Origin of the sequence: Priestia megaterium NBRC 15308 = ATCC 14581 (genome assembly GCF_000832985.1) — a bacterium.
Lineage (GTDB): Bacteria > Bacillota > Bacilli > Bacillales > Bacillaceae_H > Priestia > Priestia megaterium.
In genome coordinates, this window is sequence record NZ_CP009920.1 from 3,408,562 (window position 1) to 3,434,499 (window position 25,938).

Genomic DNA, 25,938 nt, shown 5'->3' on the forward strand with positions numbered 1-25,938 from the left:
GAGGAAACAACAATGGCGCACATTCGCTTACATGTAAACAATAAAAGAATTGAAACTCAAGAGGAAGTATCAGCTTTTCTGGCAAACAATGAAGTTATTTATGAAAACTGGGACATTACAAAACTTCCAGAAAATCTTCGTGAAAAATATGATTTAACTGATGAAGAAAAAACAGAAATTTTAAACGCTTTTGGTGAGGATATTAAAGATATTTCGAAACGCCGCGGCTATAAAGCTCAAGATGTTATCTCGTTATCGGAATCTACACCAAATATTGATGAATTGTTAAAAAACTTTCAGCGCAAGCATATTCACACAGATGACGAAGTTCGCTTTATTGTAAGCGGTCATGGAATCTTTGTTATTCAAGGAAAAGACGGCGAATTTTTTGATGTTGAATTAGAGCCGGGCGATTTAATTTCAGTACCAGAAAACATTCTTCATTACTTTACATTAATGGAAGATCGCAAAGTAGTCGCTGTCCGAATTTTCGTGACAACTGAAGGATGGGTACCTATTTACGCATAACAACTACTTGTAAAGCATAGGTCATCATCACCCCGCTTTTACATCTAAAAGCGGGGTATTCTTTGGATTATTATAAAACTAACTATTTTTATATGAATAATAAGTTTAATGGGAGGAACATCATGAAAAAGAGTAAAAAAATGCTGTGGCCACTTACTTTGCTTGTGCTTCTAATCTTTGCGCTGACTGCCTGCACGAAAGAACAGCCAAGTCTAAACGAGAAAGCACAGGCAGCTCCAGCGCAGCAAGCGGCTTCTGCTAAGCCTGTACAGCAAGAAGGAAAAAAGGTTACGAAAGATACAAAAATTGCGCTTATTTCTGAATTTACGTCAGGCACTCACGCTGCTCAGTACATAACAGGTGTGACAAAAGCGGCTAAAAAAGCAGGAGTACAGCTATCTGTTTCTGATTCAAACAATGATCAATCTAAAATGGCTGCTTATTTAGACACGGCTATTAACCAAAATGTAGATGGTATTATGATTGACCACGGCCGGGCTGAAACCCTTGAACCCGGCGTGAAGCGCGCGATTGCAAAAGGGATTCCGGTTATTGCAACCGATGTAGAACTAAAAGTAGAAGGAGTTACAACAATTGACCAAGACGATTATATGCTTGCGCTGCAAGGTCTGAAGCAAATGATGCAGGACATTAACGGAAAAGGAAACATTGTATATGCGTTTGTTGGAGGATTTGCGCCGATGGAAAAACGCGACAGCATTTATAAAATTATGATGAATCGCTATCCAGATGTAAAACAAATTGCCACATTTGGAAGCGCAACGGACAACACCTCATTAGACACACAAAATAAAATGGCAGCTGTGTTGAAGCAGTATCCAAATAAAGGAGACATTGCGGCCGTTTGGGCACCTTGGGACGAATTTGCCAAAGGAGTCACAAGAGCGATTAAAGAAGCAGGACGAGACGAGATTAAAGTATACGGAGTGGACTTATCTGATGAAGATCTGCAAATGATGCAGGCAAAAAACAGCCCGTGGAAAGCGTCAGCTGCCGTAAATCCAGCTTCAGTAGGAGAAAAGCAAGTTGATCTGCTTCTTAAAAAGATTTCCGGTCAAGAGATCCCTCGTTATTATTCCTTTGATCCGGTTTTAGTCAAACAAACTGATTTGCCTAATCAAACGATTAATATGGATCAGCTTAGTCAATACGTAGAAGAATGGGGCAAAAAAGAGTAGAAGTGGAGGGACAGACATGACGAACGAGCTTTCAATGAAGAACATTACAAAAAACTTTGGTTCTTTTCAAGCGCTGAGCAAAGTTGATTTTACTGTTCAAAAAGGGGAAATTCATGCTTTATTGGGAGCCAATGGTGCCGGTAAAAGTACGTTAATGAAAATATTGTGCGGAGCTTACGACGAGTACGAAGGAAAGATCTGCAAAGACGGAGGAGAAATCTCTATTTCTTCTCCTAAAGAAGCTAAGCGCCAGGGCATCGGCATTGTACATCAAGAAGTCGATGTAGCGCTGATTCCTTCGCTGTCAGTAGCTGAAAACATTGTGTTAGACGTACAGGCTTCTAATAAAAGTAAGGCATTTGTAAACTGGAAATCTATTTATAAGAAAGCGGAAGAAGCCCTTTCTTTACTTGGTTCTTCTTTATCCGTTAAAAAAAATGTCATTGATCTAACTCTATCAGAAAAACAGCAGGTGCTTATTGCACGTGCAATTGTACAGAATGTTGATTATTTAATTTTGGATGAACCAACCGCACCTCTTAGTGTGGAAGAGACGAAACAATTGTTTTCTGTGATGAGAGAGCTGAAGAAAAGCGGAGTAGGCATTATTTATATTTCACATCGCCTTCAAGAAGTGGTTGATATTTGCGACCGCTTAACGGTGTTAAAGGACGGACGCTATGTAGCTACAAAAGAAACTTCACATACATCAATTGAAGACGTGATTACGCTCATGCTAGGAACGTCTTCTGTAAAGCAGTGGGTCAAAAAATCAGTAGAATTTGGAAACGAACTTTTACATGTAGAAGCATTATCTCTTCCAGGGCGCCTTTCGAATATCTCTTTTCATGTAAAAGAAGGAGAAGTAGTCGGTATTGCAGGACTTGTAGGAGCGGGGAAAACGGAGCTTTGCCGAAGTCTATTTGGTTTAGAGCAATATGTGAGCGGCAGCGTTCGGTTAAAAGACAAGAAACTAAAGTTGAATAAGCAGCCGTATTATTATATTGCACAAGGTCTTTCTCTTGTTCCTGAAGAACGAAGAAAAGAAGGAATTTTTGTTCATGAATCGATTGCCGATAACTTAGTTTTGCCAAGTCTGTCCCGCTTTACAAAGTATTCGTTTTTAAAGCGAGGAAAGATCAAAGAAAAAGCGCAGAAAACGACTGGGCAAGTGGGCGTAAAGTCTCATTCTATCGAGCAGTCAGTTGGAACGTTAAGCGGTGGAAATCAGCAAAAAGTAGCAATCGGAAAATGGCTTGTTACGGACTCTGACGTACTGCTGTTTGATGAACCAACTAAAGGAGTTGATGTCGGCTCTAAGCGAGAGATATTCGACTTAATTACAAATCTTGTGTCGCAGAAAAAAGGCGTTGTTTATGCAACCTGTGAATTTGAGGAGCTGCTAGGGGTAGCGGATCGAATTTATGTTATGTACAACGGAAAAATCGTGAAAGAATTATCCAAAGAAGAAGCAACTAGTGAAAAATTATTTTATTATACAGCAGGAGGAGTAAAAGGATGAGTGCGGAGTATGTAACAGAACCTGTAGCGAAACCAAAGAGAAAAATAAGTGTTTTCGACTTTTTTTATAAATATGGGACAGTCTTAATGATTTTTGTTATTATGATTATCTTCTCCATTGCCACACCTAACTTTTTAACAGGAGAAAACATTAGTGATATCCTGCGCTCTATTTCCATTGTTACCTTAATAGCGCTTGGTGTAACGATATCGTTAACCGTCAACGGACTCGATTTATCTGTAGGGTCTACGGCGGGGTTAGCCACTATTTTATCAGCCTCTATGCTTGTTTTACACAGACAAGAAATTGCAGTCGCTATCATTGTTCCGATTATTGCATCGCTTGTTATCGGGTTAGTAAATGCTTTTTTAGTAGTGAAAGTAAAGATTCCTGATATTTTAGCAACTCTTTCAATGATGTTCATCGTACAGGGGATTTTATTAACGTATACAAAAGGCTCAGCTATTTATACCAATATGCCTTTACCAGGCGGAGACAGAGCTCCGGGAATTTTTATTCCATCTTTCCTTGCACTGGGGCAAGGTCATTTACTAGGTATTCCTGTCCCGGTTATCATTATGCTGTTGACTGTGCTGCTTGTTCATATCGTTTTTTCCTATACGAAGTTTGGGCGTTTTTTCTACGTAACAGGAGGGAACATAGAAGCAGCAAGACTTTCGGGTGTACCGGTTAATCGTTACCGTATGTATGCCTATATGTTTTCAGGTTTGCTTGCTGGAATTGGAGGAGTCGTTTTAGCTGCCCGTATTGGAGTAGGAGAAGTGAACGCCGGCTCACCATTTTTAATGGATGCCGTAGCTGCTACATACATTGGCTTCTCCGTATTTGGAGCAGGGAAACCGAATGTATTCGGGACGCTGATTGGCTCTATCTTAATTGGTGTGCTGTTAAATGGGTTAACGATGCTAAATGTTCCGTATTATATGCAAGACATTATTAAAGGAGCTGTATTAGCAGGAGCCTTGGCTTTAACGTATTACCGCTCAAAACAAACATCTACGGCTGTGTAAACAGCCGTTTTTTTCGTTTGAAATCGGGAAGAATAAGGAAAAATAATAGTATAGCCTATTATTTATGTAGAAAGAGGGAGTATAGATGAAACGTGTCGTCATTATAGGAGGAGTAGCTGCCGGAATGAGCGCAGCTTCACAGCTTCGCCGGATGAAAGAAAAAGAAGAAGTGGAAATCCTTGTGTTCGAAAAAGGTGGAGATATCTCTTACAGCGCATGTGGCATGCCTTACTATCTGTCAGGTGTTGTAAAAGAAAAAGACGATTTGGTTGCTCGGACGAAACAAGAGTTTGAAGAGCGAAACATCTCCGTCCATCTTTTTCACGAAGTAAAAGAAGTAAATCATACAAAAAAATACATAGTAGTGCAAAATGTAAAGGCGCAAACGGAAAAAGAGGTAACATATGATGAACTCATCATTGCAACTGGAACAACAGCTGTTAAACCCAATTTTATGAGTGATAACATGCCGAATGTATGCACATTAAAATCATTAGCAGACAGCGAAAGAATCTATACATATCTACAGGCTCACTCCGTAGAGAAAGTCACCATTATCGGCGGAGGATATGTCGGAATGGAAGTAGCTGAAGCAATGAAGGCTTTGGGAAAAGAAGTACGGGTTATTGAACAGGGAAAGCAGATTCTATCTATTTTAGATCAAGAAATGGCAGAGCATTTGCAAAAGCAGCTAGATGACGATATTTTATTTCATTTCGAAGAAGAAGTGGAAGCATTGCTGTATTCAGATGGTTCCGTCACTCACGTTCAAACAAACAGTCAAACGTATCAAACAGATTTAGTGATTGTAAATGTAGGAGTTCGTCCGAATACGCAATTCTTAGAAAGAAACGGACTAAGGATGCTTGAAAATGGAGCTATTTTAGTAAATGAGAAGTTGGAAACCAACGTGCCTCATATCTACGCAGCAGGAGATTGTGCAACGAGCTATCACCGCGTATTAAAAAAAGATGTTCATATTGCTCTTGGAACCATTGCCAATAAGCAAGGAAGGGTTCTTGGTTACCGATTAGGGGGAGAAAAGCGAGAATTTCCGGGTGTTGTAGGTACAAGTATTGTCAAAGTGATGGACTATGAAATTGGAAAAACCGGCATTTCAGAAAGAGAAGCAAGAGAAAATTCTCTTTTATACAAAGCCATCACAGCAGAGGCTCCGAGTCATGCTTCTTACTATCCAGGAGCTGAAAAGATTGTGATAAAACTTGTTTATCATCCTGAAACAAAAGAGATTTTGGGGGTTCAAATGATTGGTAAAGAAGGAGTATCAAAACGAATCGATGTATTTGCGACAGCTATTACTTGCCGCCTGACAACAGATGAAATAACCATGTTAGATCTTTCGTATGCCCCTCCCTTTGCTACGGTATGGGATGCTGTACAAATTGCTGCTCAGAAAGCTGAATAGAAAAAGATATAGAGACAAAAGTATGTTAGCTGAAGGAAGATCCGAACAAAGTGATTCTTGATTAAGAATCAACTTCGTTCGGATTTTTTTGTGGTGAGGACGAACGCAGGCTTCATATATTTAGCTGCTTCTAGCTGTTGACTCGAGGGCAAGGCGGAAATTCCTGCGGGACAAGCGGTTCGGCTCATGTATCCTATTTGTTCGTTTTTAGATTGTATTGATTTCGTTATGTTTCAATCTTTTTTCGATTCGACAAGCAGCATCTTTTGTCGAAAAACAAGTTGTAAAAAAAAGATAAATGGTATTCCTATAGTAATGTAAGCGTTTTTAAATTCCGACAAAATAATTTTTTTGCAAAAAAAATGTCTATTATTGCGACTCTATTTACATATTTAGTAGAATTTGTAATAATGCGTTATAAGCTAATTTCTTTGTCATAGGAGAGGATTTTGTGTTTGGAGTGAGAAATAGAACGAAATCAGAGAGATTATTAGTAGAAATCGTCCAAAAAAGACAAAAGATGGTGCAGCTCGGAGAAGAAAAAGGTTTGACTAATGAAGAAACCGTTACCTGTAGTCAAGAGCTTGATCAGCTCTTACTCGTTTATCAAAAGAAGCGTTTAAAAGAAGAGGAAGAAAAGACATCGTTTGCCACGCTGATTAGCCGCTTTTTATCTTTTTCAAAGCTGTAATACAGGACAAGCATTCGGGATCGGGCAGTAAAACAATCGTGCTGCCCGTGGCCTCTCTTCACCTTTAAAAAATGTTAATTAAAAAGATCATAAACAAAATACCAAAAATAAACGAATAAGTAGCAAATCTTTCGTTTCCATCGCCGTGGCTTTCTGGAATCAACTCTTTATAAATAATAAAAAGCATGGCTCCAGCAGCAAAAGCTAATCCATATGAAACGAGAGAATCAACAAAATTAGTTAAATAAAACCCGAGTAAAGACGTTACAATCTCAACGGAGCCTGTAAGGGTAGCAATTAAAAATGCTTTTATTTTACTGATGTTTTGCTGAGCTAAAAATAGCGCGACCAACAGTCCTTCAGGTGCATTTTGAAGACCGATTGCAAGGGCAATTAAGTTCCCTGTATTTTCAACATTTGAAGCGTAGCTAACACCAACAGACAGTCCTTCAGGAAGGTTATGCAAAGTAATAGCGGAAACAATTAAAAGTGCTTTTTCATCAAACTGAATGCCGGTTTTAGAATGCTCAAGATCAATGTGAGGAATATTCTGCTCCAAGAGTGTTAATGTTACAACTCCAAGCAGTAAGCCAATGGCTAAGGAAAAAAAACCGCCACTTTGAAGAGATTCTGGAATCAAGCTCATAGTAGAAGCTGCTGTCATAATACCTGCAGTGAGCGCAAGAAGTATATCTTTCCAGCGATGAGTGAGTTCTTGATTCAAAAACAGAATAGGCAAAGCGCCTACTCCAGTCGATAGCGCAGAAAGAATGCTTCCAATTAGGACCTCAGTCATAAACCGTCTCCTTTTACGTATTCTTCTTTTTATCCTCAATTCACATCGTTCTTTTAGTGTATGTTTTTTTGGTTTCTATGAGCATGACTATTTTAAAAGTGAATAGCTTTATGCAATAACCTTACAAAAAAGTTGAACCAGTGAAGGTTCAACTTTTTAGGTAAAGTACAGCTCCTGAACTTGGTTAGCAATGTGCTCAAGCTTATTGGAAACTTGAGGAATGCCATATCCTACATACAAAGGAGATGTGGCAAAGCGAGGAATGATTTTCGCCGCAATTTTGCCGTTTTTAAGATCATAAAAAAATAAGTTGTAGCTCGTGCAGCTACGATGAAAATGATTTAATAAATAGTGAGCAGCCGTTTGAAGATAATCTGCAAATGCGTGCAGCTCTTTGTCAAGCTGATCCGTTATCACGTTAAATTCAAAAAAGCCCATTCTAGGTTTTACAGATAAATTAAATGTGACGTGTTCATTTTGGGCAATTGTGACTCCTTCAAACTGCTCTAGCTTCACATTTTCATTTACATCTATCTCATTTAAACCAATAATTTGCATATGAGGATGTCGTAATGATCCTCCGGACATGGGGCCGTGGTTTTTAAAGAAAAGAACAGAAGCATATTCTCCGCTGTTCATCATAGATATCCATCGTTCAGTAGCGAAGTTCAGCAAGGTGTACAGATGTTCCTTTGGATAAATAGATAGCTCCGAAGAACATTCATCGGTCTCAATAATAACCGTCTGATAAGCATCTTGCAGAACGGGAAACTTATTTTTCAGCCAAATGATAGGTCCTTGTTTTTCAATAATGCCTGTAAGAGATTCTACATCGCAAAAGGGACAGGGATTTTGCCGGTTAACGATTGTTTCAGGCTTTTGTGAACCAATCGCGGAATTAAATAATAAATGGGTTGGTTTCATAATCATTCACCTTTTTATGTAATGGTCATATGTTTATTGTATTAAAAGCATATGTATAAATCCACTTATATACATTTTTTATCAAAAAAATTGTACAAGCGGAGAGAATAACCGATGAAATAAGCCTGCTTTGATTGACTTTGAAGGGAAATTTTAGTATTATCTTGATATCAAGATAATATTAAAGGAACTGATTAAAATGACGAATGATGTAACTAGAGAAGAGTTAGACCAATCTCTTAAATTATTTATTGTACTATCTCGTGCCAATCGTTCAATTAATGATCATGTGCATAAATTTATTCAACAGCATGGAATGAATCCAACCGAATTTGCTGTCCTAGAGTTATTGTACCACAAAGGCCAGCAGCCTCTGCAGCAAATTGGCGGAAAAATTCTACTCGCAAGCGGCAGTATTACGTATGTAGTAGACAAGCTTGAGAAAAAAGGCTTCTTAGAGCGCGTTGCTTGTCCGAACGATCGTCGCGTAACCTATGCAGCTATCACCAAGCAAGGTAAGGAAATGATTGAAAGCATGTTTCCGAGTCACGAAAAAAGAATTCATGATATTTTATCCGTTTTATCTAGCGAAGAAAAGGAAGTTGCCATTTCGATGCTTAAGAAACTAGGGCACTATGCAGATGAATTTTTACCGGAATCGACTAATTAATTAAGGAAAGCTCGTTTGTTTCTGTTGAACAAACGAGTTTTTTTCTATGACTTCTTTCATGACCAATCGACATAAAAATAAAAAGTTACAAAAAATTGAAATTAACAGGAATACAGCTGGATAAAAACGAATTAGGTTACATACAGACAATAGAGGAAGGAGAACAAATGATGAAATTTGAAGATTATACATATACGCGACCTGATATGAATGAAATTGAAAAGCAATTTGAAAAGGCCATTACACATTTTACGGAAGCAGCGTCAGTCAGTCAGCAAAACGAGGCAATTCGTTTAGCAAATGATGCGTATTCCCAGTACAGCACAATGGGGAACATCTGCTATATTCGTCATTCTATCGACACAGCGAATGAATTTTATAAAGAAGAACAAGACTATTTTGATGAAACACAGCCGCTTTTAGAAGGATATGTAGAGAAATTTTACAAAGCGTTAATCTCTTCGCCTTTTAAACGGCAACTAGAAGAAAAGTGGGGCAAGCAGCTGTTCTCTCTTGCTGAAATGCAGTTAAAAACGTTCTCTCCGGAAATAGTAAAAGAGCTTCAGGAAGAAAATAAGCTATCGTCTCAATATACGAAACTAGTGGCGTCAGCTAAAATTGTATTTGAAGGAGAAGAAAGAACGTTAGCTCAGCTTGATCCGTTTATGGAGTCACCTGATCGAGGAATGAGAAAAAAAGCAGCAGAAGCGAAATTTCAATTTTTTACCGATCATGAAGAGGAATTTGATGATATTTATGACAAACTTGTAAAAGTGCGGACCAAGCTTGCTGAAAAACTAGGCTATAAAAATTTCGTAGAAGTGGGCTATGCTCGTATGTCTAGAATAGGCTACGATGCTGAAATGGTTGCCGCTTTTCGCAAACAAGTAAAAGAGTATATTGTTCCCCTTACTGAAAAACTAAAAAAGCGTCAGCAGGAAAGAATTCAAGTAGAGAGCTTAACTTATTATGATGAACCGTTTCAGTTTGAAACAGGAAACGCAGTGCCAAAAGGTGATGAAAAGTGGATTATTGAAAATGGACGAGTTATGTATAAGGAGCTTTCTAAAGAGACGGACGAATTTTTTTCATTTATGCTTGAAAATAATTTGATGGATCTAGTCGCTAAAAAGGGCAAAGCAGGCGGAGGCTACTGTACGTTTATTGAAGAATACAAAGCACCGTTTATTTTTTCAAATTTTAATGGAACATCAGGGGATATTGATGTGTTAACGCATGAAGCAGGGCATGCTTTTCAAGTGTATTCCAGCCGAGATATGGAAACCAATGAGTATCACTGGCCTACGCATGAAGGAGCTGAAATTCATTCGATGAGCATGGAGTATTTTACATGGCCTTGGATGGAGTTGTTCTTTAAAGAAGACAAAGATAAATACCAGTTTTCTCATTTAAGCTCAGGCTTAACCTTCTTACCTTACGGGGTAGCGGTAGATGAATTTCAGCATGCTGTATACGAACGTCCTGAGATGACGCCTTCGGAACGAAAACAAACGTGGCGAGAAATTGAAAAGAAATATATGCCTTCTAAAAACTATGACGGCCATCATTATCTAGAAAGCGGGGGCTTCTGGCAGCGCCAGCTTCATATTTACACGTCTCCGTTTTATTATATTGATTACACACTCGCTCAAATTTGTGCATTTCAATTTTGGAAAAAAGATCGAGAAAATCATGAGCAAGCATGGCAAGATTACGTTCATTTGTGTAAGCTTGGCGGAAGTAAGCCGTTTTTAGAATTAGTAGAGGAAGCGAATTTGATCTCTCCATTCGAAGAGGGTTGCGTGCAGTCTGTAGTAGATGAAATTGAAAACTATTTAAATAGTATTGATGATAAAAAGCTATAAAAAAAGAGATTGAGACACAACAAAATCAATCCAATCTAAAGACGAACAAATGGGATAAACAATCTAGTATGAATCGCTTGTTACACCGCCGTTGATTTCCGTGCAAGGCTTCGCTTTCCGCGGGCGGCCGGTGAGCCTCCTCGGCGCTCATGCTCCTGCGGGGTCTCACCTATTCCGCTTTTCCCGCAGGAGTCTTCGCCTTGCCCTCCAATCAACAGCTAGAAGCACCTAGATTAAATCTACGTTCACCCTCATAATAAAAAAATCCCAATGAGTTTGATTCTTAATTAAGAATCAAACTTGTTCGGATCTTTCTTCAACTAACATACTTTTGTTCCAGCCTCTTTTTTTAATGATTAATTTCTTGTTCCCATAAAGGAATCGTAAGGGAAACGCGGGTTCCTTCGCCAACAGTGCTTTTAATCTCAAATGTTCCTTTATGCTGATACAAAATGTTTTTAATCACAACAAGTCCAAGACCGGTACCTGAGGGCTTCGTAGTAAAAAAAGGCTTTTGAATGTGCGTAAGCAAATGTGAAGGAATGCCGACTCCTGTATCTTTAATGAAAATAGTAAGATCTTTAGTATGCTGAGTAACGTTTAAATGAATTTCTCCTCCGCTAGGCATAGCTTCAAGCGCATTTTTTAACAAATTAATGAGTACTTGCTTAATTTGATTTGCATCACAGCAGATGTATGTATGCGGGGCTTCCACCTGCGTTTTAACTACGACATTTTTTAATACACATTCTGATTCATACAGAAGAATAACGTCATTTAAAATAGTAGAGAATGCGTGCTTTTTCATAACCGTGTCATGAGGTTTAGCGAGCAATAAAAATTCTCCAACGATTGAGTTAATACGATTCAGTTCGCTCAGCATGATGGTTGTATAAGAATGATAGCGGCTGCTGTCTTCATGAATAAGCTGAATAAATCCATTCAGAGAAGTAAGCGGATTTCGAATTTCATGAGCGATTCCCGCTGCCATTTCGCCGGCTAAAGATAACTTATCGGTTTGGCGAAGAAATTTTTCTGTTTCTTTTTCTTCTGTAAGATCGCGTGAAATACCAAAAAGCGCAACGACTTGCTGATCACGATTAAAAATAGGTGAAACAGTGATTTCTACATCAATTATTTTTCCGTCTTTTCGCTTATCTTGAGTTTCAAAGGCTACCAGCTTTTCTCCTTTTTTAACCCTTTCTAATCGGCTTTCAGCGCCGCCTTTTAAGCCAGCAGGAATGAATGGAATGGCTTTTCCGACAATTTCTTCAGCTTTCCATCCGTATATTTGCTCAAAAGCATCGTTTACTTTAATCACTTTACCGTCTAGACTGAACACGGAAATGGCGTCGCGATTGTATGTAAAAAAAGATTGTAAATACTCTTGAGCAGAGTACAGTTCATCTTCGGTTTTGTTCATTTTGACCGTCTTAATAGCAATCAGTTTTTTAGAGAAATGAGCACAATACAACAAAATAATCATTGTGATCAGCGTAAACAAAATGAAATAAACGATATCTAATTTCACGAAAGTCACAGATGTAAAAAGAGTGTTGCTTACATAAAAGTACAAAACAATTATTATGGACATTAATGTAGAAATTACAATAGCGACATAGCTATAATAAATAAAGCTAACAATAATTCCAAGAAACAAAAATAAATAATTAATAACAGCAGGTTCAATAGATGTGATGTACGCAATATAGGCATAATAGCATATAAAAAAAGAATACATAATGATAGCAGGATGAAAATGAAAGTAGTACATAGCCGTCACTACCAATAATAAAATTCCTCCGCTTATAAAAACAATCATATGAGGATCAGCTGCAATAAAGTGGTATAACACAATGTGGACAAAATACAGCAGCCAAAAAATAAGTAAAAGAATAAAATTCCGTTTTTTTATAAGGTTGTGTGATTCCATAAAAAATCCCTTTCTTAAATGGTGAATAATTTTATAGGAGAATAACTTTATAGTCAGCTAGTCGCTCGATATAGTGATATATCACTCATATTAGCATAGTTACAACTGTGTGAATAGCCGAATTGAGTACTTAGACTAAGGAAGATAGATCTAGAATACAGCTAGTCATAAACTATTAAGGAAATATGAGGGGAATATGAATGAAATGAAGGGGATGTAAAGCTTTTGTGATAACCTTGTAAAAATGAACTTTTTTCTAATTGGATAGGCTATACTGCCAGTAGAGCCATATGAATGGTGACTACATAGAGGCTCAGATGATTCGAAAGGAGACGGTAAAATGAACAAAAGTTTATTAGTCAAGTTATTTGGATCACTTCTAGCAATTATGTTAATCACAGCATGCAACTCACAAACGGATGAAAAAGATGCCACAGAACAGCAAACAGAACAGTCGGATGATACTCAAGCGGAGGATACAACTACAGATGATTCACAGGAAACAATGAAGCAAGACGAAGCAGATGATTCATCTGGGGATGAAGCAGCTGATGATCAAGAAGAATCAACGGATAGTGCTGACGAAAAAACAGATGAAAGTAAATAAACGTAAGTATTTCTATAAAAAAAAGCGACTCAAGTAGAGTCGCTTTTTCTATTAGTTTTGTACGGTGATTTCGCTTGCTTCATTTAACGTTACGTTCACTGTCGATACGTCTGCGTCATCTAAAAGTAAGTCTGTAATTCGATCTTCAAGCTGTTCTTGAATTGCTCGGCGGAGCGGTCTAGCACCGAATGCAGGGTGATAGCCAAGTTCAGCCAGTTTTTCTTTTACTTCAGCTGCTACGCTCAGCGTGATATTTTGTTCTTGTAATGTTTCTTTTAATTCAGCAAGCATAAGGTCCACGATTTTAATCAAGTTGTCTTTTTCAAGATGATTAAATTCAATGATTGTATCAAATCGGTTTAAAAACTCTGGTTTGAAATAAGATGAAAGTGAATCTAAAACGGATGCCTGTTTAAGTGCGTCATTTTCTGCGTCAAACCCAACCGTAATTTTCTTTTCACCTACACCAGCGTTACTTGTCATAATGATAACTGTGTCTTTAAAGCTTACTGTGCGACCTTGACTATCTGTTAGACGTCCATCTTCTAGAATTTGCAGAAACATATGCTGAACGTCTGGATGAGCTTTTTCAATTTCATCTAGTAAGATGATGGAATAAGGATTACGGCGTACTTTCTCTGTTAATTGTCCTGCCTCTTCGTGACCTACGTAGCCAGGAGGTGAACCGATTAATTTAGACACCGCGTGTTTTTCCATATATTCACTCATATCTAGACGAACCATAGCATCTTTTGAGCCGAACAGTTCTTCAGCTAATGTTTTGGTTAACTCTGTTTTACCGACACCTGTTGGGCCGACAAATAAGAATGAACCAATTGGGCGATGCTTCGCTTTTAATCCAGCGCGAGAACGTCGAATCGCTTTTGCTACTTTTTCTACAGCTTCCTGCTGTCCGATTACTTTTTGAGCTAAGTGCTCTGCTAAATGCTTCATTTTTGCTGATTCATTTTCTTGAAGTTTACCAACAGGGATACCCGTTTTCTTTTCAATAATTGCTTGAATATCAGCAATATCCACATTCATTTTTTGCTGTTCTTCGTTTAGTTGTTTTTCAAGAGCAGCTTCTTCATCTCGCAGTTTTGCTGCTACTTCATATTTTTCATCCTTTAGCGCCTGCTCTTTTTCTTTTGTAATTTCTTTTAAGCGAGCGGCCGCGTCGTCTTTATTTGTAATGCCAGCCTGTAAGTTCATTTTTGAACCTGCTTCATCTAGCAAGTCAATTGCTTTATCAGGCAAGAAGCGATCTTGAATGTAGCGGTGTGATAAATTTACACAAGCGCGGACTGCTTCATCTGTATAGCTAACGCCGTGATAATCTTCATATTTACTTTGGATTCCTTTTAGAATTTCAACGGCTTCTTCTACAGACGGTTCGTGAACCATAACCGGCTGGAAGCGTCGTTCAAGCGCCGCATCTTTTTCAATGGAACGGTACTCTTTTAAAGTTGTAGCTCCGACTACTTGAAGTTCGCCTCGTGCAAGAGCTGGTTTTAAAATATTGCTTGCGTCCATTGAACCTTCCGCTGAACCAGCTCCTACAAGAAGGTGAATTTCATCGATAAATAAAATCACGTTTTTTCGCTGTTGAAGCTCAGAAATTAACTGTTTCATGCGCTCTTCAAATTGACCGCGCACGCCGGTATTAGCTACGAGAGATGCTACATCTAACAGATATACATCTTTATTTAACAGCTTGGCAGGAACTTTTCCTTCCGCGATTTTTAAAGCTAACCCTTCAACAACAGCTGTTTTACCAACACCGGGTTCTCCGATTAGTACCGGGTTGTTTTTGTTTCTTCTATTTAAAATTTCAATGACACGCTCTACTTCTTCTTCTCGGCCAATAACAGGGTCAATTAATCCCGTTTTCGCAATTTGAGTTAAGTTTCGACCGAACTGGTCTAAAAAGCCTCCGCCGCCATTTCCTTGCTGTGGCTGTTCCGGTGCAGCTTGTTCGTGCGCCATTTGATTGAATAAATCATCGATGTTCATAAAGCCGCCACCTCCAAAACCTGATGGGATTTTATGTTCTTTCATTAGTGCTTGATAACATGTATGACATAAACGATATTGAGATTTTTGGTTATTTGTTTGTACATTTAATTGAATAGATGCTTCACGTTTATTACAGTTTTGACAAATCATTTAATTAGCCTCCCTAAATGATTTTAATCGAAGATCAGCAGGTGTTTGACCTTTCTTGACCTTTCGTAATTTCATTATACTTTGACCTTTTTTGACTTTCAAGTCTTTTGCTTAAAAAATTTTTGAAGGAAGTTCCTCGCTTATGTACAAAAGGTAGTACATTAAAAAAAGATGTGTTTTATGTGTACCCGTTCTATACATGTAAAAACATAAGAGGTATTTTGTACAATGATCTGCTTGGAGAGGGAATTAATATTAATAAGAAGAAAAGTGGAAAAATGAGTGCAGAGCTTACCGTTGGATAAAATAAGTTATTGACAGCAAGAAGGATAAAAATTATACTCAAGAAGGTTTTCACTTAACTGCGTAAAAGCATAAAAGCGTTTAAGTGGAAAAGAAAGATAGAAAGGGAATACCTCATGAAAAAAGAAATTTCATTTATACAATCAATAGCGGTGATTTTGGTGCTATTAGCTATTATTTTTGTTTCATTATTTACGTTAAAGCTGCCGCCTCATATTCCGCTGATATTTGGTGTAGCATTTATTAGTGTGATTGGCTTTTTGTTGAAATATAAGTGGACAGAAATGGAGAAAGGGATTTTAGACGGTGTCAGACTGGGCATTAAGCCTATCCTTATTTTAATGCTGATCGGGATGCTTATTGCGATTTGGATGGTAGGAGGAACGATACCGACGATTTTATCCTACGGCTTCCACTGGATTTCACCCCAGTACTTTTTAATTAGTGCTTTAGTTATTACCGTATTAGTTTCAACATTCACGGGAAGTTCATTAACAACCGTCAGTACGGTAGGGGTCGCTTTATTTGGCGTAGGAACTGCTATTGGTGTACATCCAGGGCTAGCAGCGGGGATGATTGTTTCAGGAGCTGTGTTTGGAGATAAGATGTCTCCATTGTCTGATACAACAAATTTTGCTTCTGGTATCGTTGAAGTTCCGCTTCCTAAACATATTCAGCACATTACGTGGACGACGGTTCCAAGTATTGTTATTACAGCAATCATTGCACTTGTAATCGGAATCAACGGAAATCAGGAAAGCGTCAATTACGGGGAAATTCAAGGAATTCAAGACGCATTAAAACATACGTTTAATTTACATGTGTTAACGTTGCTTTCTCCACTTTTAGTTCTTATTTTTTCGATGAGAAGAGTCGATGTACTGCCAACGTTAGTTTTAGGTATTGTAACGGCCATCATTACAGGAATGATCACACAGCATGAATTTACGCTGAGTCAATTGCTAGGCGTTCTTCAAAGCGGGCCTGCAGTAGAGTCAGGAAATGAAGTAGTGGATGCGATTGTGAATAAAGGCGGAATGCAGTCCATGATGTTTTCTATTTCCCTTATCATGATTGCCTTGTCGCTAGGTGGCTTGATGAGAGCCGTTGGAATTATTGATGCTTTGTTAGAAGGATTAGCAAAACAAATTCGCCGCAGCGGAGACGTTATTTTTGCTACGCTTCTATCTTCAATTGGAGTGAACGTTATTACAGGCGAACAGTATTTATCGATTCTCTTGCCTGGACAGACGTTTAAGCCGCTGTATGAAAAGTGGAATTTAGATCCAAAAAACTTATCACGAACGCTTGAAGACGGTGGAACGGTTATTAATGCTATTATTCCATGGGGGGTCAGCGGTGCTTTTATTTCAACTGCATTAAATATTCCTGCAGCTGACTATATTCCATTTACATTCTTTAGCATTTTATGTCCTATTTTTTCAATTATTTTAGCATATACAGGCATTGGCATTGCCAAGAAAAAAGCTCAGTCTTAACTGGGCTTTTTTTTTTGGAAAAAGGACAGGTGAAAAACGACAAAAAAGTATCATTCCACTTTTCAAATCTATAATTTAATAATACAATTTACTATACGTCTTTCTTGTTAATGTATTTGGATGAATTCTTATTTCTTTATTGATGAAGAAATTTGAGTTTTGCGGTATGATAAATAAGCTGTATTGGCGATGGGATGAATGCCCTTTTTAGCAAACATTTAAGAAGGGTAAAGCCAAATGAAAACACTCATTATAAAAGAGAAAAGATATTTATTGAGGAGAGGGTTTCTGTTGAAAAAATGGGGCATCATTGCATTAATCACTGTAGCTGTGCTCGGTGTGACAGCGGTTTTCAACCGAGCTGAAAGTGATGATGTAAATAAAGAAAAATTGAATTTATTATCGCCTTATTCAAATAAAGTAGATGTATATAGCATTACGTATCCTAGTGATAATTTAAAGATAAAAGGGTTTTTAGTACAGCCTAAAGACATTGCAGACAAACATTATCCGCTTTTAGTATATAATCGCGGAGGAAATCGCGAACATGGCATGATTCGCGCAAAAACACTGCAGTACTTATCATATTGGGCAAGTAAAGGCTACGTCGTGGTTGCGACTCAATACAGGGGAAATGGCGGAAGTGAAGGTACAGAGACGTACGGGGGTAAAGATATTGACGACGTATTAAATCTTATTAAGTGGGGAGAACAGCTTCCTTATGTAAATCACCAGCAAAAGGTAGCGCTAGGATATTCACGCGGCGGCATGATGACGTATTTAACGATGAAAAACGGCGTTAAATTTGATGCAGTTGTCGTACAATCAGGTATTACAGACATGTTTCAATTCTATGATCAAAGAGGGCCTGAAATGAAACAAGTGCTGCGGACGATTGTAGGAGATCCGGCGCAGTATCCAGAGAGGTATAAAAGTCGTTCTGTTGTCTATTGGAGCGATAAAGTAAATTCACCTCTTTTGATTTTACAGGGTGATCATGATCGTAAAGTTCACCACACGCAGGCTGAAAAGCTTGTGAAACAATTAGATGAGCAGGGAAAAGAATATAAATATGTACTGTACAAAAACGGAGACCATCCGCTAACTGCTTATTATGATCAATATAACGCGGAAATTGATAAATGGTTTAAAATACATTTAGCTAAGCAGTAAAGAAATTGGAAGTAGTTTTGATGAATGGAAAAGAGCAGCTTGTTTTATCCTACTACATGTAAGCATATAAAAAGGGGATGAAGCAAAATGACTCAGTCTAAAAGTCAAAAAGAGCGTCAGTGGAATGTGCGAAAACAATCACAAAACCCATCGCATGGAAAAGTGAAATCTTTTGAAGAACTATCAGAAGAAATCACGCCTAAACGTAAATAAGGTAACCACCACATAAAGGAAGACACAAAAAAGGAGAGCTGAAGCTCTCCTTTTTCTATGTTTGTTTATGGATTTGTGGACCACATGCCCGCAGATTTGATAAAAATACGCGGATGCAATTTTAATTGTGCGACCATAATTTCTGCTAGGTCTTCAGGCTGCATCACTTTATCAGGATTGCCATCCGTTAAGTTTTCTTTATACGCTAATTCCGTTGCTACTGTACTTGGTGTTAGAGCTGTTACACGAATATTGTGTTTGCGCACTTCTAACGCTAGAGATTCAGTTAAGCCGAGCACGCCAAATTTTGAAGCGCTGTAAGCACTTGTAACGGGAGCACCTTTTTGACCAGCAGTGGATGAAATATTGATAATGTCTCCACCATTTTTTTCGATTAATTGAGGTAGAACGGCGCGCGTTACGTAGTAAACGCCCATTAAATTCACATCAATGATTTGTTTCCACTCAGCTGGGTCTAGCTCTAAAAAGCTTCCGAATTTACCGATTCCTGCATTGTTGATTAAGATATCTGTTGCCCCTAATTTTGTATGTAGATGCTCAACTGCTGCATTTACTTCTTCCATAGAAGAAACATCTGCTGTTGCATAAGCAACTTGTACATCAAATGCTTCTAGTTCAGAAGCAACAGCCTTTAAATCTGCCTCTGTACGAGCAATTAAACCGATATTTACGCCTTCTTTTGCTAATTCAATCGCAGTTGAACGACCGATGCCTTTTCCTGCTCCTGTAATAAGAGCTACTTTGCCTTTAAGTGATTGTGCCATGTATAGACTCCTTTCAATGTTCCGCATAAACATTCTTCATAATAACAAAGAATTATCCATTACTATCCTATAGAAATGCACAAATGATGTCAAAAATAAAGATTATTAAAATGGCTTCAAGTATAAATTTCCTTTTCATACAAAAACTATAGAGACTAAAAAGAAGAAATTCCGTTTCTTTTCGTTCAATGTAGTGGAGGATGAACAATGCGTATAAAAAAACTATCTGAGTTAACGAATAAATCCAAAAAGCGGAAAGAAAAAGCTGATGAATCGAAGGACACTAAGGACACTAAGGACACTAAGGATACTAGTGCTTCTTCTACACAGGAAGAGCAGAAATTATCTGAGAGGGTGGGAGATAATTTATCCCGCATGAAAAAAGCACTGGGACAGAGCACGGATTTAGTTGTACGAGAGTTTCGAATTTCGATTGAAGAAAAATTCACTTTAGGTGTTGCTTACATCGACGGATTAGTAAATAAAGACGAAGTTGAACACTATTTTGGATGTTATCTATTTTTTTTAAAGTTGTCATTGTGTTCTATGCCATTTAGTTAAGTATCGTCCAATTGTGTAATTTACGGGTGCGCAATTTTTTAAGCTTTCCTTTAGGTCTAATTATTACAGGCGTGGCGTATTACATTATTCCCAACACAGCGTACTTCAATTATTTTGAAAAATATTACTGGCCGTTTTATTTATTTGTACTAAGCGTCTGTTTTCCGGCGTTATTTATTGCTCTTTCTTATATAAAGAAAAATAAGGCAGCTAAAGGCGATAGAAGCCAACAAACATAGCATTATTTATACGCATGTGGTATAATACGATGACAATTCAAGAAGAAACGCCGTGCACGTTTGTATATGTACGGGAGAGGTTCGAAAACTCCCTCTATAAAAAACTAAGATCATCGTTGATGACAAAAGACACGGTTTTAGCGTGTCTTCTTTCACGTGCTTTTCTATCAACGCGTCTTTTTGATGTGTATGCTGGCGAGGACGTGTATCTTAGTTGCTTTTTAGGGAGATTGCTGGAAAAGAGCAGTCTCTTTTTTGTGTTATAAAATTAGTCACAAAGGGAACGAACGGTTCAATAAAGTTTCTTCTTCTTTTGATTTCAATCAAAAAGGAGACGAACAATAATGATAAAAAATGAAAAAGCTATTGTTGTATTTAGCGGAGGTCAAGATAGTACAACATGTCTATTTTGGGCTTTGAAAAACTTTAAAGAAGTAGAAACGGTTACTTTTCAATATGGTCAGCGTCATAGTCAAGAGATAGAGGTAGCAAAAGCTATTGCAGCTGATTTAGGTGTGAAGCACACCGTACTAGATATGTCACTTTTAAATCAATTAGCACCAAATGCCTTAACGCGAGATGATATTGAGATCGAGCAAAAAGAAGGAGAGTTGCCTACCACATTTGTGGATGGCCGCAATCTGTTATTTTTATCATTTGCAGCCGTACTGGCTAAAAACAGCGGAGGCCGTCATATCGTAACAGGCGTTTGTGAAACTGATTTTTCGGGATATCCAGACTGTCGAGATGTATTTGTAAAATCGTTAAACGTCACGCTTAATTTATCAATGGACTTTGAATTTGTGATTCATACGCCTCTTATGTGGATTGATAAAGCAGAAACGTGGGCGTTAGCGGATGAGCTAGGGGCGCTTGAGTATGTGCGTGAAAAAACATTAACATGCTACAACGGTATTGTTGCTGATGGATGCGGCGAATGTCCCGCATGTCAATTGCGAAAACGCGGGTTAGATCAATACATGCAAACAAAAGAAGGGGGAGAGGAATAATGCTGCAACAAATGTATCCTCAAGTATTTCATGACTATCAATACGAACTGAACAAAGATATGCAGTTTGCTGCGGCACATTTTGTTCCTCACACAGAAGCAGGAAAATGCCGTCAAGTCCATGGACATACGTATTTCGTAAATCTAACTGTTGCCGGAGATACATTAGACGAAGCGGGCTTTTTAGTAAACTTTGCGCTATTGAAAAAAATTGTTTCTGGTCAATTTGATCATACATTATTGAACGATCATTCTATCTTTAACGAAGAAAATCCAAATGATTTTCCTACAACTGAAGTTGTTGCTCGTAAAATTTATGAGTTGGTTCAAGAATATCTAGACACACTACCAAATAAGCCTTCTTGCGTACAAGTATTCGTGCGGGAAACGCCGACAAGTTACGTAGTTTACCGCCCAAAGAAGGTGAAAAAACGTGGCTAATACAATTCCAGTACTTGAAATATTCGGACCAACGATTCAAGGGGAAGGAATGGTTGTAGGACGTAAGACGATGTTTGTTCGTACCGCGGGCTGTGATTATTCCTGCAGCTGGTGTGATTCAGCTTTTACGTGGGATGGATCTGCTAAAAACGATATTCGTCAGCTAACAGCAGAACAAATTTGGACGGAGCTAAAAGAAATTGGAGGAGAGTGCTTTGATCACGTCACCATTTCTGGAGGAAACCCTGCGCTTATCAAGGCAATTGGTTCACTTGTAGAGCTTTTGCACAGTCATGGGGTAAAAGCAGCTCTTGAAACACAGGGAAGCCGTTATCAGGATTGGTTCCTAAAGATCGATGATTTAACGATTTCTCCTAAGCCTCCAAGTTCATTAATGAAAACAAATTTCGCCGTATTAGACGATATTATAGAAACATTAATAAAGGAAAAACGCATGGCGCACATAAGCATAAAAGTCGTTGTATTTAATGATGAGGACTTTGAGTATGCAGCGTCTGTTCATGAACGTTATCCTGAGGTTCCATTTTTTGTTCAAGTAGGAAACGAGGACTTAACGACAATCGATAATGCGTCGTTAACACAAGAATTGCTTAAAAAGTATGAATGGTTAATCGATAAGGCAGTGGCAGCTAAAAACATGAACGATGTAAGAGTTCTGCCGCAGGTTCACGCCCTTGTTTGGGGAAATAAACGAGGCGTGTAAGCGCATAGCAAAAAATTTACAAAGAAAAATAAAAACAGATATATACAAAATAAAAAAACGCTGTTAGAATGACAATCGTAGAAAGAGAGGAAATACAAATGAGCGGTCGAAAAGATGAAGAATTAGAAGGTGTATCACTCCTTGGAAATCAAGGAACAAACTATTTGTTTGAATATGCACCAGAGATTCTAGAAGCATTTGATAACAAACACCCAAATCGTGATTATTTTGTGAAATTCAACTGTCCGGAATTTACGAGCTTATGTCCAAAAACAGGTCAGCCGGATTTCGCAACCATTTATATTAGTTACATTCCAGATGAGAAAATGGTAGAAAGCAAGTCGTTAAAGCTTTATTTGTTCAGCTTCCGTAACCATGGAGATTTCCATGAAGACTGTATGAACATTATTATGAATGACTTAATTAAACTGATGAATCCAAGATATATTGAAGTATGGGGAAAATTCACACCACGCGGCGGGATTTCAATTGATCCATATACAAACTATGGCCGTCCCGGTACAAAGTATGAAGAAATGGCTAATTATCGCCTGATGAATCATGATTTATACCCAGAAACAATTGATAATCGTTAATTCGAACAAACAGGTTGTGTATGCAACCTGTTTTCCATTGCAAAAACAACAGGTGAGAAGGTGAAAGAATGTCACAGAGATCAGCATTAGTATTAGGTGCAAGCGGACTTGTTGGTCAAGAACTTTTAAAAATGTTATTAAGCAACAGCTTATATAACCATGTGACAGTGTTTGTTCGAAAAAAGCTACCAATCGAACACACAAAGCTACGTCAGCTTGAAATTGATTTTTCAGAGCTTGATAAGCATGAAGAATGCTTTGCAGTTGATGATGTATATTGCTGTTTAGGCACGACAAAGAAAAAAGCAAAAACAAAAGCGAAATTCATTAGAGTGGACTACGAATTTCCTTTAAAAGCGGCTAAATGTGCAGAAAAATATCGCTGCAAAAACTTTTTAACGATCACAGCAATTGGTGCTGATCTTCGTTCGCCATTCTTTTACAGTAAAGTAAAGGGGCAAGTAGAAGAAGATATCGCAAGCTTGTATATCCGTTCTACTCACTTTTTCCGCCCATCGTTATTATTAGGCAAGCGCCAAGAGTTTCGCCTATTTGAAAAGATTGGGGGATACACGTTAAAGTCGTGTTCATTTTGCCTTGTAGGAAAGTGGAGAAAGTATCGTCCAATTAAAGCGTATAACGTAGCCAAATCGATGATGAAAGCTGCTCTTGAAGATAAATGTGGGGTTCATGTACATGAAAGCCAAGACATTTATACAGGTGAATGCTATTATTCGTTTACCAACGGCAAGCGAGTATTATCAAAATAAAGAAAAGCCTCTTCATAAGAAGGGGCTTTTTTCTATCTTCCGTCACCATCCGCATCTCCATCTCCACCGCTATCTCCATCGCCATCATGATCGTGGTTAGAAGCAGTTTCACTCCAGCTTGTGTAGGAGTTAGAATCTTCTTCGGCATAATTCATGGGTTCAACGGATGTTTTTTTATTTGAAGTTTGTTTGCGTTTAAAAACGAACTGCACGATGAAAAAAAGAATGACAATAAGAGCAACGATAAACAATACAGTATCAAACATGCTAGTAATTCCTTTCGGTAAGAAGATAGTAGTAGCTTGTTGTTATTGTCACACGAAAATAAGCCCCTTTCAAGAAAAATGGGGCCTGTTTTTGTTTCTTTAAGGAAACTTTTTTTATCTCAACCATATATTATTGTATAAAGAAACATTTTAGAAAAGAGGGAATACAGTGAAAAAAAGTTCGAAGGATGTTAAGGTGCAACAGTATATTTACCTCATGTATAAGCTGGGGATTATTACAGAAGAACAAAAGAATCAATTCTTTCAAAATCAATAAAAAAGCAACCGCTTTTGCTGTCCGGCTGCTTTTTTCCTTTACATAGCTGGATTAATGATGATGTAGTTTTTATGGTTGACAACAGTTCGCTGTTCTAAGTCTAAATCGCGGTAGTTTTTCATGTAAGTCAAATCTACAATCACGGAGTTTTCATTTACTTTTTCGACAATGCCCTGTAAGCCATTTTTAAATTCTATCAAGTTTCCTACCTCTGCTATTTTCATGATTCATCGCTCCTTTGTTTTAAATTAGTTCATTATAAATTTTTTCAATAATTTTAATTTTAAAAATAGTAAAACTAGTTAGCGTTTTCTTTTTTACAATTTTGCCTTAAAACTGGGAATTAGTAAAGGGTTTTTTGAAAAAATATAAAATAAAATTGAAAAAACAAGTAAAATGTGCTGAGAAATAAAAGGAATTGATAGCTTTAACGAAAGAGAGAAGCAGGACAGTTCCATCTTTGTTCATCTTTCGTTATAATAAACGAGGTATAATCTTGTCATAAATTATAAGAATTAGAAGGTGTAGAAATTGAAAGATACTGGACTCGTGCTCGAAGGAGGCGGTATGAGAGGCCTTTATACAACTGGAGTTTTAGATTACTTTATGGAAAGAAATCTGTACCTTCCGTATGTAATTGGCGTTTCAGCCGGCGCTTGTCATGCCACTTCTTATTTATCTAGACAAATAGGAAGAAGTCGCAAAGCTAATTTAGATTTTTTAGAGGATCCTCGCTACTTGTCGTGGAAAAATTATTTTAAAACAAAAGAGATATTTGGAATGGATTTCGTTTTTGATGAAATTCCTAATCAGCTTCTTCCATTTGACTTTGAGGCATTTGCTGAGCGTACAGAGAAGCTTGTAGTAGGAGCAACGGACTGTGTGACGGGAGAACCCGTTTATTTTGATGAATATGACCGGGACATTTTGACAGCGGTTCGCGCTTCTAGTTCCCTTCCATTTTTAGCACCTGTCGTTACATATAAAGGAAAAGAGCTGTTAGACGGAGGAATTAGTGATCCGATTCCAATCAAAAAAGCAGTGCAGGATGGATATAGAAAAAATATTGTTGTGCTAACGCGAAACGAAGGATATCGAAAAAAGAAATCAAATATGCTTTGGTTATTGAAGCGCAAATATCGTCATTATGATGGGCTGACTCGTGCGCTTGAGAACCGCTATAAATTGTATAATGAAACATTGTCATATATTGAAGAACAGGAAAGACAGGGGAATATCTTTGTGATTCGTCCGCAAACCCCTCTTGTAGTAGGGAGAATTGAGAAGAATCGTGAGCGTCTCGACGCTCTTTACAACCAAGGATATAAAGAAGCAGAAGCTCAATTTGCATCTCTGCAAAATTGGCTGAACAGTTAAAAGCGAGGTGAAACTGAATGGATGAACAAACAGCAATAAACATGTTGAATGAGTTAAGTGAAGGAAAAGTAACCGAAATTAAAGTTAAAAAAGAAGACTTTCTTGCTTTTCGCCCTTTTTTAGTAAATCGCCCTGATTTCAAACATTTTCGTGGAATAGCTGGACGCGGTGGAGATTTTACCTATACGTATCTAGAAATTCCTAGGAGCTAAACGAAATGATGGCATTATTTGATTATGCCTTATATAATGAATGTATGAGCCTGTACAGTAGAGAATATACTGTTACAAGTGCTTGTGCGTTTATTTAGTAACGTACGGTAAGAACGAATAAACGTGTTTAGTTAT

The 25,938-nt window shown here is 37.8% G+C and carries 28 protein-coding genes and 1 riboswitch; of the genes, 20 read left to right on the top strand and 8 right to left on the bottom strand.

The features are described 5' to 3' along the window. The first annotated feature begins 12 nt into the window (after nt 1-12). The 6 genes from BG04_RS17745 to BG04_RS17770 all read left to right on the top strand — a co-directional run bounded on the left by BG04_RS17745 (nt 13) and on the right by BG04_RS17770 (nt 6,397). Complete coding sequence (locus BG04_RS17745) at nt 13-528, top strand: 1,2-dihydroxy-3-keto-5-methylthiopentene dioxygenase (RefSeq protein WP_034653549.1); 516 nt, start codon at nt 13-15, stop codon at nt 526-528. A 122-nt stretch (nt 529-650) separates the two neighbouring features. Continuing rightward, complete coding sequence (locus BG04_RS17750) at nt 651-1,727, top strand: sugar ABC transporter substrate-binding protein (protein ID WP_016763384.1); 1,077 nt, start codon at nt 651-653, stop codon at nt 1,725-1,727. A gap of 16 nt (nt 1,728-1,743) precedes the next feature. Beyond that, on the top strand, nt 1,744-3,249 hold the full coding sequence (locus BG04_RS17755) for a sugar ABC transporter ATP-binding protein (RefSeq protein ID WP_034653547.1): 1,506 nt from the start codon (nt 1,744-1,746) through the stop codon (nt 3,247-3,249). Continuing rightward, the gene (locus tag BG04_RS17760; protein WP_034653545.1) at nt 3,246-4,280 is read left to right on the top strand and encodes an ABC transporter permease; all 1,035 of its coding nucleotides are present in this window, start codon (nt 3,246-3,248) and stop codon (nt 4,278-4,280) included. The genes BG04_RS17755 and BG04_RS17760 overlap by 4 nt, the downstream gene beginning before the upstream one ends. Before the next feature lie 85 nt (nt 4,281-4,365). Beyond that, nucleotides 4,366-5,706, top strand: coding sequence for a CoA-disulfide reductase (locus tag BG04_RS17765; RefSeq protein ID WP_034653543.1), 1,341 nt, complete (start codon nt 4,366-4,368; stop codon nt 5,704-5,706). 451 nt (nt 5,707-6,157) lie between these two features. After that, nucleotides 6,158-6,397, top strand: a complete 240-nt coding sequence (locus BG04_RS17770; protein WP_016763388.1) for an aspartyl-phosphate phosphatase Spo0E family protein — start codon at nt 6,158-6,160, stop codon at nt 6,395-6,397. A gap of 64 nt (nt 6,398-6,461) precedes the next feature. Here the strand turns inward: BG04_RS17770 and BG04_RS17775 are convergent, their stop codons facing one another. Both BG04_RS17775 and BG04_RS17780 read right to left on the bottom strand, forming a co-directional pair. Next, entirely contained in the window at nt 6,462-7,193 is a 732-nt protein-coding gene (locus BG04_RS17775) for a ZIP family metal transporter (protein ID WP_016763389.1), read from the bottom strand. A gap of 156 nt (nt 7,194-7,349) precedes the next feature. Further along, on the bottom strand, nt 7,350-8,117 hold the full coding sequence (locus BG04_RS17780) for a DUF4931 domain-containing protein (RefSeq protein ID WP_034653541.1): 768 nt from the start codon (nt 8,115-8,117) through the stop codon (nt 7,350-7,352). Between the two features lie 199 nt (nt 8,118-8,316). Between BG04_RS17780 and BG04_RS17785 the strand changes: the two genes are divergently transcribed. Then, complete coding sequence (locus tag BG04_RS17785; RefSeq protein WP_013082231.1) at nt 8,317-8,787, top strand: MarR family winged helix-turn-helix transcriptional regulator; 471 nt, start codon at nt 8,317-8,319, stop codon at nt 8,785-8,787. A 170-nt stretch (nt 8,788-8,957) separates the two neighbouring features. Next, nucleotides 8,958-10,652, top strand: coding sequence for a M3 family oligoendopeptidase (locus BG04_RS17790; protein ID WP_034653538.1), 1,695 nt, complete (start codon nt 8,958-8,960; stop codon nt 10,650-10,652). An 80-nt stretch (nt 10,653-10,732) separates the two neighbouring features. Here BG04_RS17790 and BG04_RS31670 read toward each other — a convergent pair whose 3' ends face one another. Continuing rightward, nucleotides 10,733-10,867, bottom strand: coding sequence for a hypothetical protein (locus BG04_RS31670; protein WP_256656501.1), 135 nt, complete (start codon nt 10,865-10,867; stop codon nt 10,733-10,735). Between the two features lie 134 nt (nt 10,868-11,001). After that, complete coding sequence (locus BG04_RS17795) at nt 11,002-12,585, bottom strand: PAS domain S-box protein (protein WP_034653535.1); 1,584 nt, start codon at nt 12,583-12,585, stop codon at nt 11,002-11,004. Nucleotides 12,586-12,925: 340 nt separating this feature from the next. Here BG04_RS17795 and BG04_RS17800 point away from each other — a divergent pair, with 340 nt between their 5' ends. Next, the gene (locus BG04_RS17800) at nt 12,926-13,192 is read left to right on the top strand and encodes a hypothetical protein (protein WP_013055972.1); all 267 of its coding nucleotides are present in this window, start codon (nt 12,926-12,928) and stop codon (nt 13,190-13,192) included. Between the two features lie 51 nt (nt 13,193-13,243). Here BG04_RS17800 and BG04_RS17805 read toward each other — a convergent pair whose 3' ends face one another. Next, nucleotides 13,244-15,358 carry an ATP-dependent Clp protease ATP-binding subunit gene (locus BG04_RS17805; protein ID WP_034653532.1) on the bottom strand — a complete coding sequence of 705 codons (2,115 nt, stop codon included), beginning with the start codon at nt 15,356-15,358 and terminating at the stop codon, nt 13,244-13,246. A gap of 419 nt (nt 15,359-15,777) precedes the next feature. On the opposite strand from BG04_RS17805, the gene nhaC reads away from it, so the two are divergent. The 3 genes from nhaC (at nt 15,778) to BG04_RS31390 (ending at nt 18,546) form a co-directional block, all read left to right on the top strand. Then, on the top strand, nt 15,778-17,160 hold the full coding sequence (gene nhaC, locus BG04_RS17810) for a Na+/H+ antiporter NhaC (protein ID WP_034653530.1): 1,383 nt from the start codon (nt 15,778-15,780) through the stop codon (nt 17,158-17,160). Nucleotides 17,161-17,451: 291 nt separating this feature from the next. Continuing rightward, nucleotides 17,452-18,333 (top strand): alpha/beta hydrolase family protein, encoded by an 882-nt coding sequence (locus BG04_RS17815; RefSeq protein ID WP_014461062.1) that lies wholly within the window; start codon nt 17,452-17,454, stop codon nt 18,331-18,333. Between the two features lie 87 nt (nt 18,334-18,420). Further along, nucleotides 18,421-18,546 (top strand): DUF6254 family protein, encoded by a 126-nt coding sequence (locus tag BG04_RS31390; protein WP_013082238.1) that lies wholly within the window; start codon nt 18,421-18,423, stop codon nt 18,544-18,546. A gap of 65 nt (nt 18,547-18,611) precedes the next feature. Here BG04_RS31390 and BG04_RS17820 read toward each other — a convergent pair whose 3' ends face one another. Beyond that, nucleotides 18,612-19,331, bottom strand: coding sequence for a 3-ketoacyl-ACP reductase (locus BG04_RS17820; RefSeq protein WP_013082239.1), 720 nt, complete (start codon nt 19,329-19,331; stop codon nt 18,612-18,614). Nucleotides 19,332-19,538: 207 nt separating this feature from the next. On the opposite strand from BG04_RS17820, the gene BG04_RS17825 reads away from it, so the two are divergent. From BG04_RS17825 to BG04_RS17850, 6 genes are all read left to right on the top strand, one after another. Then, complete coding sequence (locus tag BG04_RS17825) at nt 19,539-19,892, top strand: hypothetical protein (RefSeq protein ID WP_034653527.1); 354 nt, start codon at nt 19,539-19,541, stop codon at nt 19,890-19,892. Nucleotides 19,893-20,201: 309 nt separating this feature from the next. Next, a riboswitch (PreQ1 riboswitch) is annotated at nt 20,202-20,245 on the top strand. A 230-nt stretch (nt 20,246-20,475) separates the two neighbouring features. Then, nucleotides 20,476-21,141, top strand: a complete 666-nt coding sequence (gene queC, locus BG04_RS17830; protein WP_034653525.1) for a 7-cyano-7-deazaguanine synthase QueC — start codon at nt 20,476-20,478, stop codon at nt 21,139-21,141. Beyond that, nucleotides 21,141-21,581, top strand: a complete 441-nt coding sequence (gene queD / locus BG04_RS17835) for a 6-carboxytetrahydropterin synthase QueD (protein ID WP_034653522.1) — start codon at nt 21,141-21,143, stop codon at nt 21,579-21,581. The genes queC and queD overlap by 1 nt, the downstream gene beginning before the upstream one ends. Further along, complete coding sequence (gene queE, locus BG04_RS17840; protein WP_013082242.1) at nt 21,574-22,305, top strand: 7-carboxy-7-deazaguanine synthase QueE; 732 nt, start codon at nt 21,574-21,576, stop codon at nt 22,303-22,305. The genes queD and queE overlap by 8 nt, the downstream gene beginning before the upstream one ends. 98 nt (nt 22,306-22,403) lie before the next feature. Further along, nucleotides 22,404-22,901, top strand: coding sequence for a preQ(1) synthase (gene queF / locus BG04_RS17845; RefSeq protein ID WP_013082243.1), 498 nt, complete (start codon nt 22,404-22,406; stop codon nt 22,899-22,901). Between the two features lie 68 nt (nt 22,902-22,969). After that, complete coding sequence (locus tag BG04_RS17850) at nt 22,970-23,671, top strand: NAD(P)H-binding protein (RefSeq protein ID WP_034653518.1); 702 nt, start codon at nt 22,970-22,972, stop codon at nt 23,669-23,671. Between the two features lie 32 nt (nt 23,672-23,703). Here BG04_RS17850 and BG04_RS17855 read toward each other — a convergent pair whose 3' ends face one another. Both BG04_RS17855 and BG04_RS17860 read right to left on the bottom strand, forming a co-directional pair. After that, nucleotides 23,704-23,937, bottom strand: a complete 234-nt coding sequence (locus BG04_RS17855; protein WP_016763399.1) for a hypothetical protein — start codon at nt 23,935-23,937, stop codon at nt 23,704-23,706. A 315-nt stretch (nt 23,938-24,252) separates the two neighbouring features. Then, nucleotides 24,253-24,438: a YkvS family protein gene (locus BG04_RS17860; RefSeq protein ID WP_034653516.1), complete on the bottom strand. Its 186-nt coding sequence runs from the start codon at nt 24,436-24,438 to the stop codon at nt 24,253-24,255. Nucleotides 24,439-24,745: 307 nt separating this feature from the next. Here BG04_RS17860 and BG04_RS17865 point away from each other — a divergent pair, with 307 nt between their 5' ends. Together BG04_RS17865 and BG04_RS17870 are read left to right on the top strand one after the other, a co-directional pair. Beyond that, a complete protein-coding gene (locus BG04_RS17865) occupies nt 24,746-25,591 on the top strand; it encodes a patatin-like phospholipase family protein (RefSeq protein WP_013055989.1) in 846 nt (281 codons plus the stop codon). Between the two features lie 17 nt (nt 25,592-25,608). Further along, nucleotides 25,609-25,803, top strand: a complete 195-nt coding sequence (locus tag BG04_RS17870; protein ID WP_013055990.1) for a hypothetical protein — start codon at nt 25,609-25,611, stop codon at nt 25,801-25,803. The last annotated feature ends 135 nt before the right edge of the window (nt 25,804-25,938 follow it).

What these genes read in the sequence shown, in the direction of transcription:
- BG04_RS17760 (WP_034653545.1), top strand. Translation starts at nt 3,246, where the DNA reads ATGAGTGCGGAGTATGTAACAGAACCTGTAGCGAAACCAAAGAGAAAA.
- BG04_RS17800 (WP_013055972.1), top strand. Translation starts at nt 12,926, where the DNA reads ATGAACAAAAGTTTATTAGTCAAGTTATTTGGATCACTTCTAGCAATT.
- BG04_RS17850 (WP_034653518.1), top strand. Translation starts at nt 22,970, where the DNA reads ATGTCACAGAGATCAGCATTAGTATTAGGTGCAAGCGGACTTGTTGGT.
- BG04_RS17870 (WP_013055990.1), top strand. Translation starts at nt 25,609, where the DNA reads ATGGATGAACAAACAGCAATAAACATGTTGAATGAGTTAAGTGAAGGA.
- BG04_RS31390 (WP_013082238.1), top strand. Translation starts at nt 18,421, where the DNA reads ATGACTCAGTCTAAAAGTCAAAAAGAGCGTCAGTGGAATGTGCGAAAA.
- BG04_RS17795 (WP_034653535.1), bottom strand. Translation starts at nt 12,585, where the DNA reads ATGGAATCACACAACCTTATAAAAAAACGGAATTTTATTCTTTTACTT.
- BG04_RS17805 (WP_034653532.1), bottom strand. Translation starts at nt 15,358, where the DNA reads ATGATTTGTCAAAACTGTAATAAACGTGAAGCATCTATTCAATTAAAT.
- queC (WP_034653525.1), top strand. Translation starts at nt 20,476, where the DNA reads ATGATAAAAAATGAAAAAGCTATTGTTGTATTTAGCGGAGGTCAAGAT.
- nhaC (WP_034653530.1), top strand. Translation starts at nt 15,778, where the DNA reads ATGAAAAAAGAAATTTCATTTATACAATCAATAGCGGTGATTTTGGTG.
- BG04_RS17855 (WP_016763399.1), bottom strand. Translation starts at nt 23,937, where the DNA reads ATGTTTGATACTGTATTGTTTATCGTTGCTCTTATTGTCATTCTTTTT.
- queD (WP_034653522.1), top strand. Translation starts at nt 21,141, where the DNA reads ATGCTGCAACAAATGTATCCTCAAGTATTTCATGACTATCAATACGAA.
- BG04_RS17775 (WP_016763389.1), bottom strand. Translation starts at nt 7,193, where the DNA reads ATGACTGAGGTCCTAATTGGAAGCATTCTTTCTGCGCTATCGACTGGA.
- BG04_RS17790 (WP_034653538.1), top strand. Translation starts at nt 8,958, where the DNA reads ATGAAATTTGAAGATTATACATATACGCGACCTGATATGAATGAAATT.
- BG04_RS17860 (WP_034653516.1), bottom strand. Translation starts at nt 24,438, where the DNA reads ATGAAAATAGCAGAGGTAGGAAACTTGATAGAATTTAAAAATGGCTTA.
- BG04_RS17780 (WP_034653541.1), bottom strand. Translation starts at nt 8,117, where the DNA reads ATGAAACCAACCCATTTATTATTTAATTCCGCGATTGGTTCACAAAAG.
- BG04_RS17820 (WP_013082239.1), bottom strand. Translation starts at nt 19,331, where the DNA reads ATGGCACAATCACTTAAAGGCAAAGTAGCTCTTATTACAGGAGCAGGA.
- BG04_RS17785 (WP_013082231.1), top strand. Translation starts at nt 8,317, where the DNA reads ATGACGAATGATGTAACTAGAGAAGAGTTAGACCAATCTCTTAAATTA.
- BG04_RS17765 (WP_034653543.1), top strand. Translation starts at nt 4,366, where the DNA reads ATGAAACGTGTCGTCATTATAGGAGGAGTAGCTGCCGGAATGAGCGCA.
- BG04_RS17825 (WP_034653527.1), top strand. Translation starts at nt 19,539, where the DNA reads ATGCGTATAAAAAAACTATCTGAGTTAACGAATAAATCCAAAAAGCGG.
- BG04_RS17745 (WP_034653549.1), top strand. Translation starts at nt 13, where the DNA reads ATGGCGCACATTCGCTTACATGTAAACAATAAAAGAATTGAAACTCAA.
- queF (WP_013082243.1), top strand. Translation starts at nt 22,404, where the DNA reads ATGAGCGGTCGAAAAGATGAAGAATTAGAAGGTGTATCACTCCTTGGA.
- BG04_RS17755 (WP_034653547.1), top strand. Translation starts at nt 1,744, where the DNA reads ATGACGAACGAGCTTTCAATGAAGAACATTACAAAAAACTTTGGTTCT.
- BG04_RS17750 (WP_016763384.1), top strand. Translation starts at nt 651, where the DNA reads ATGAAAAAGAGTAAAAAAATGCTGTGGCCACTTACTTTGCTTGTGCTT.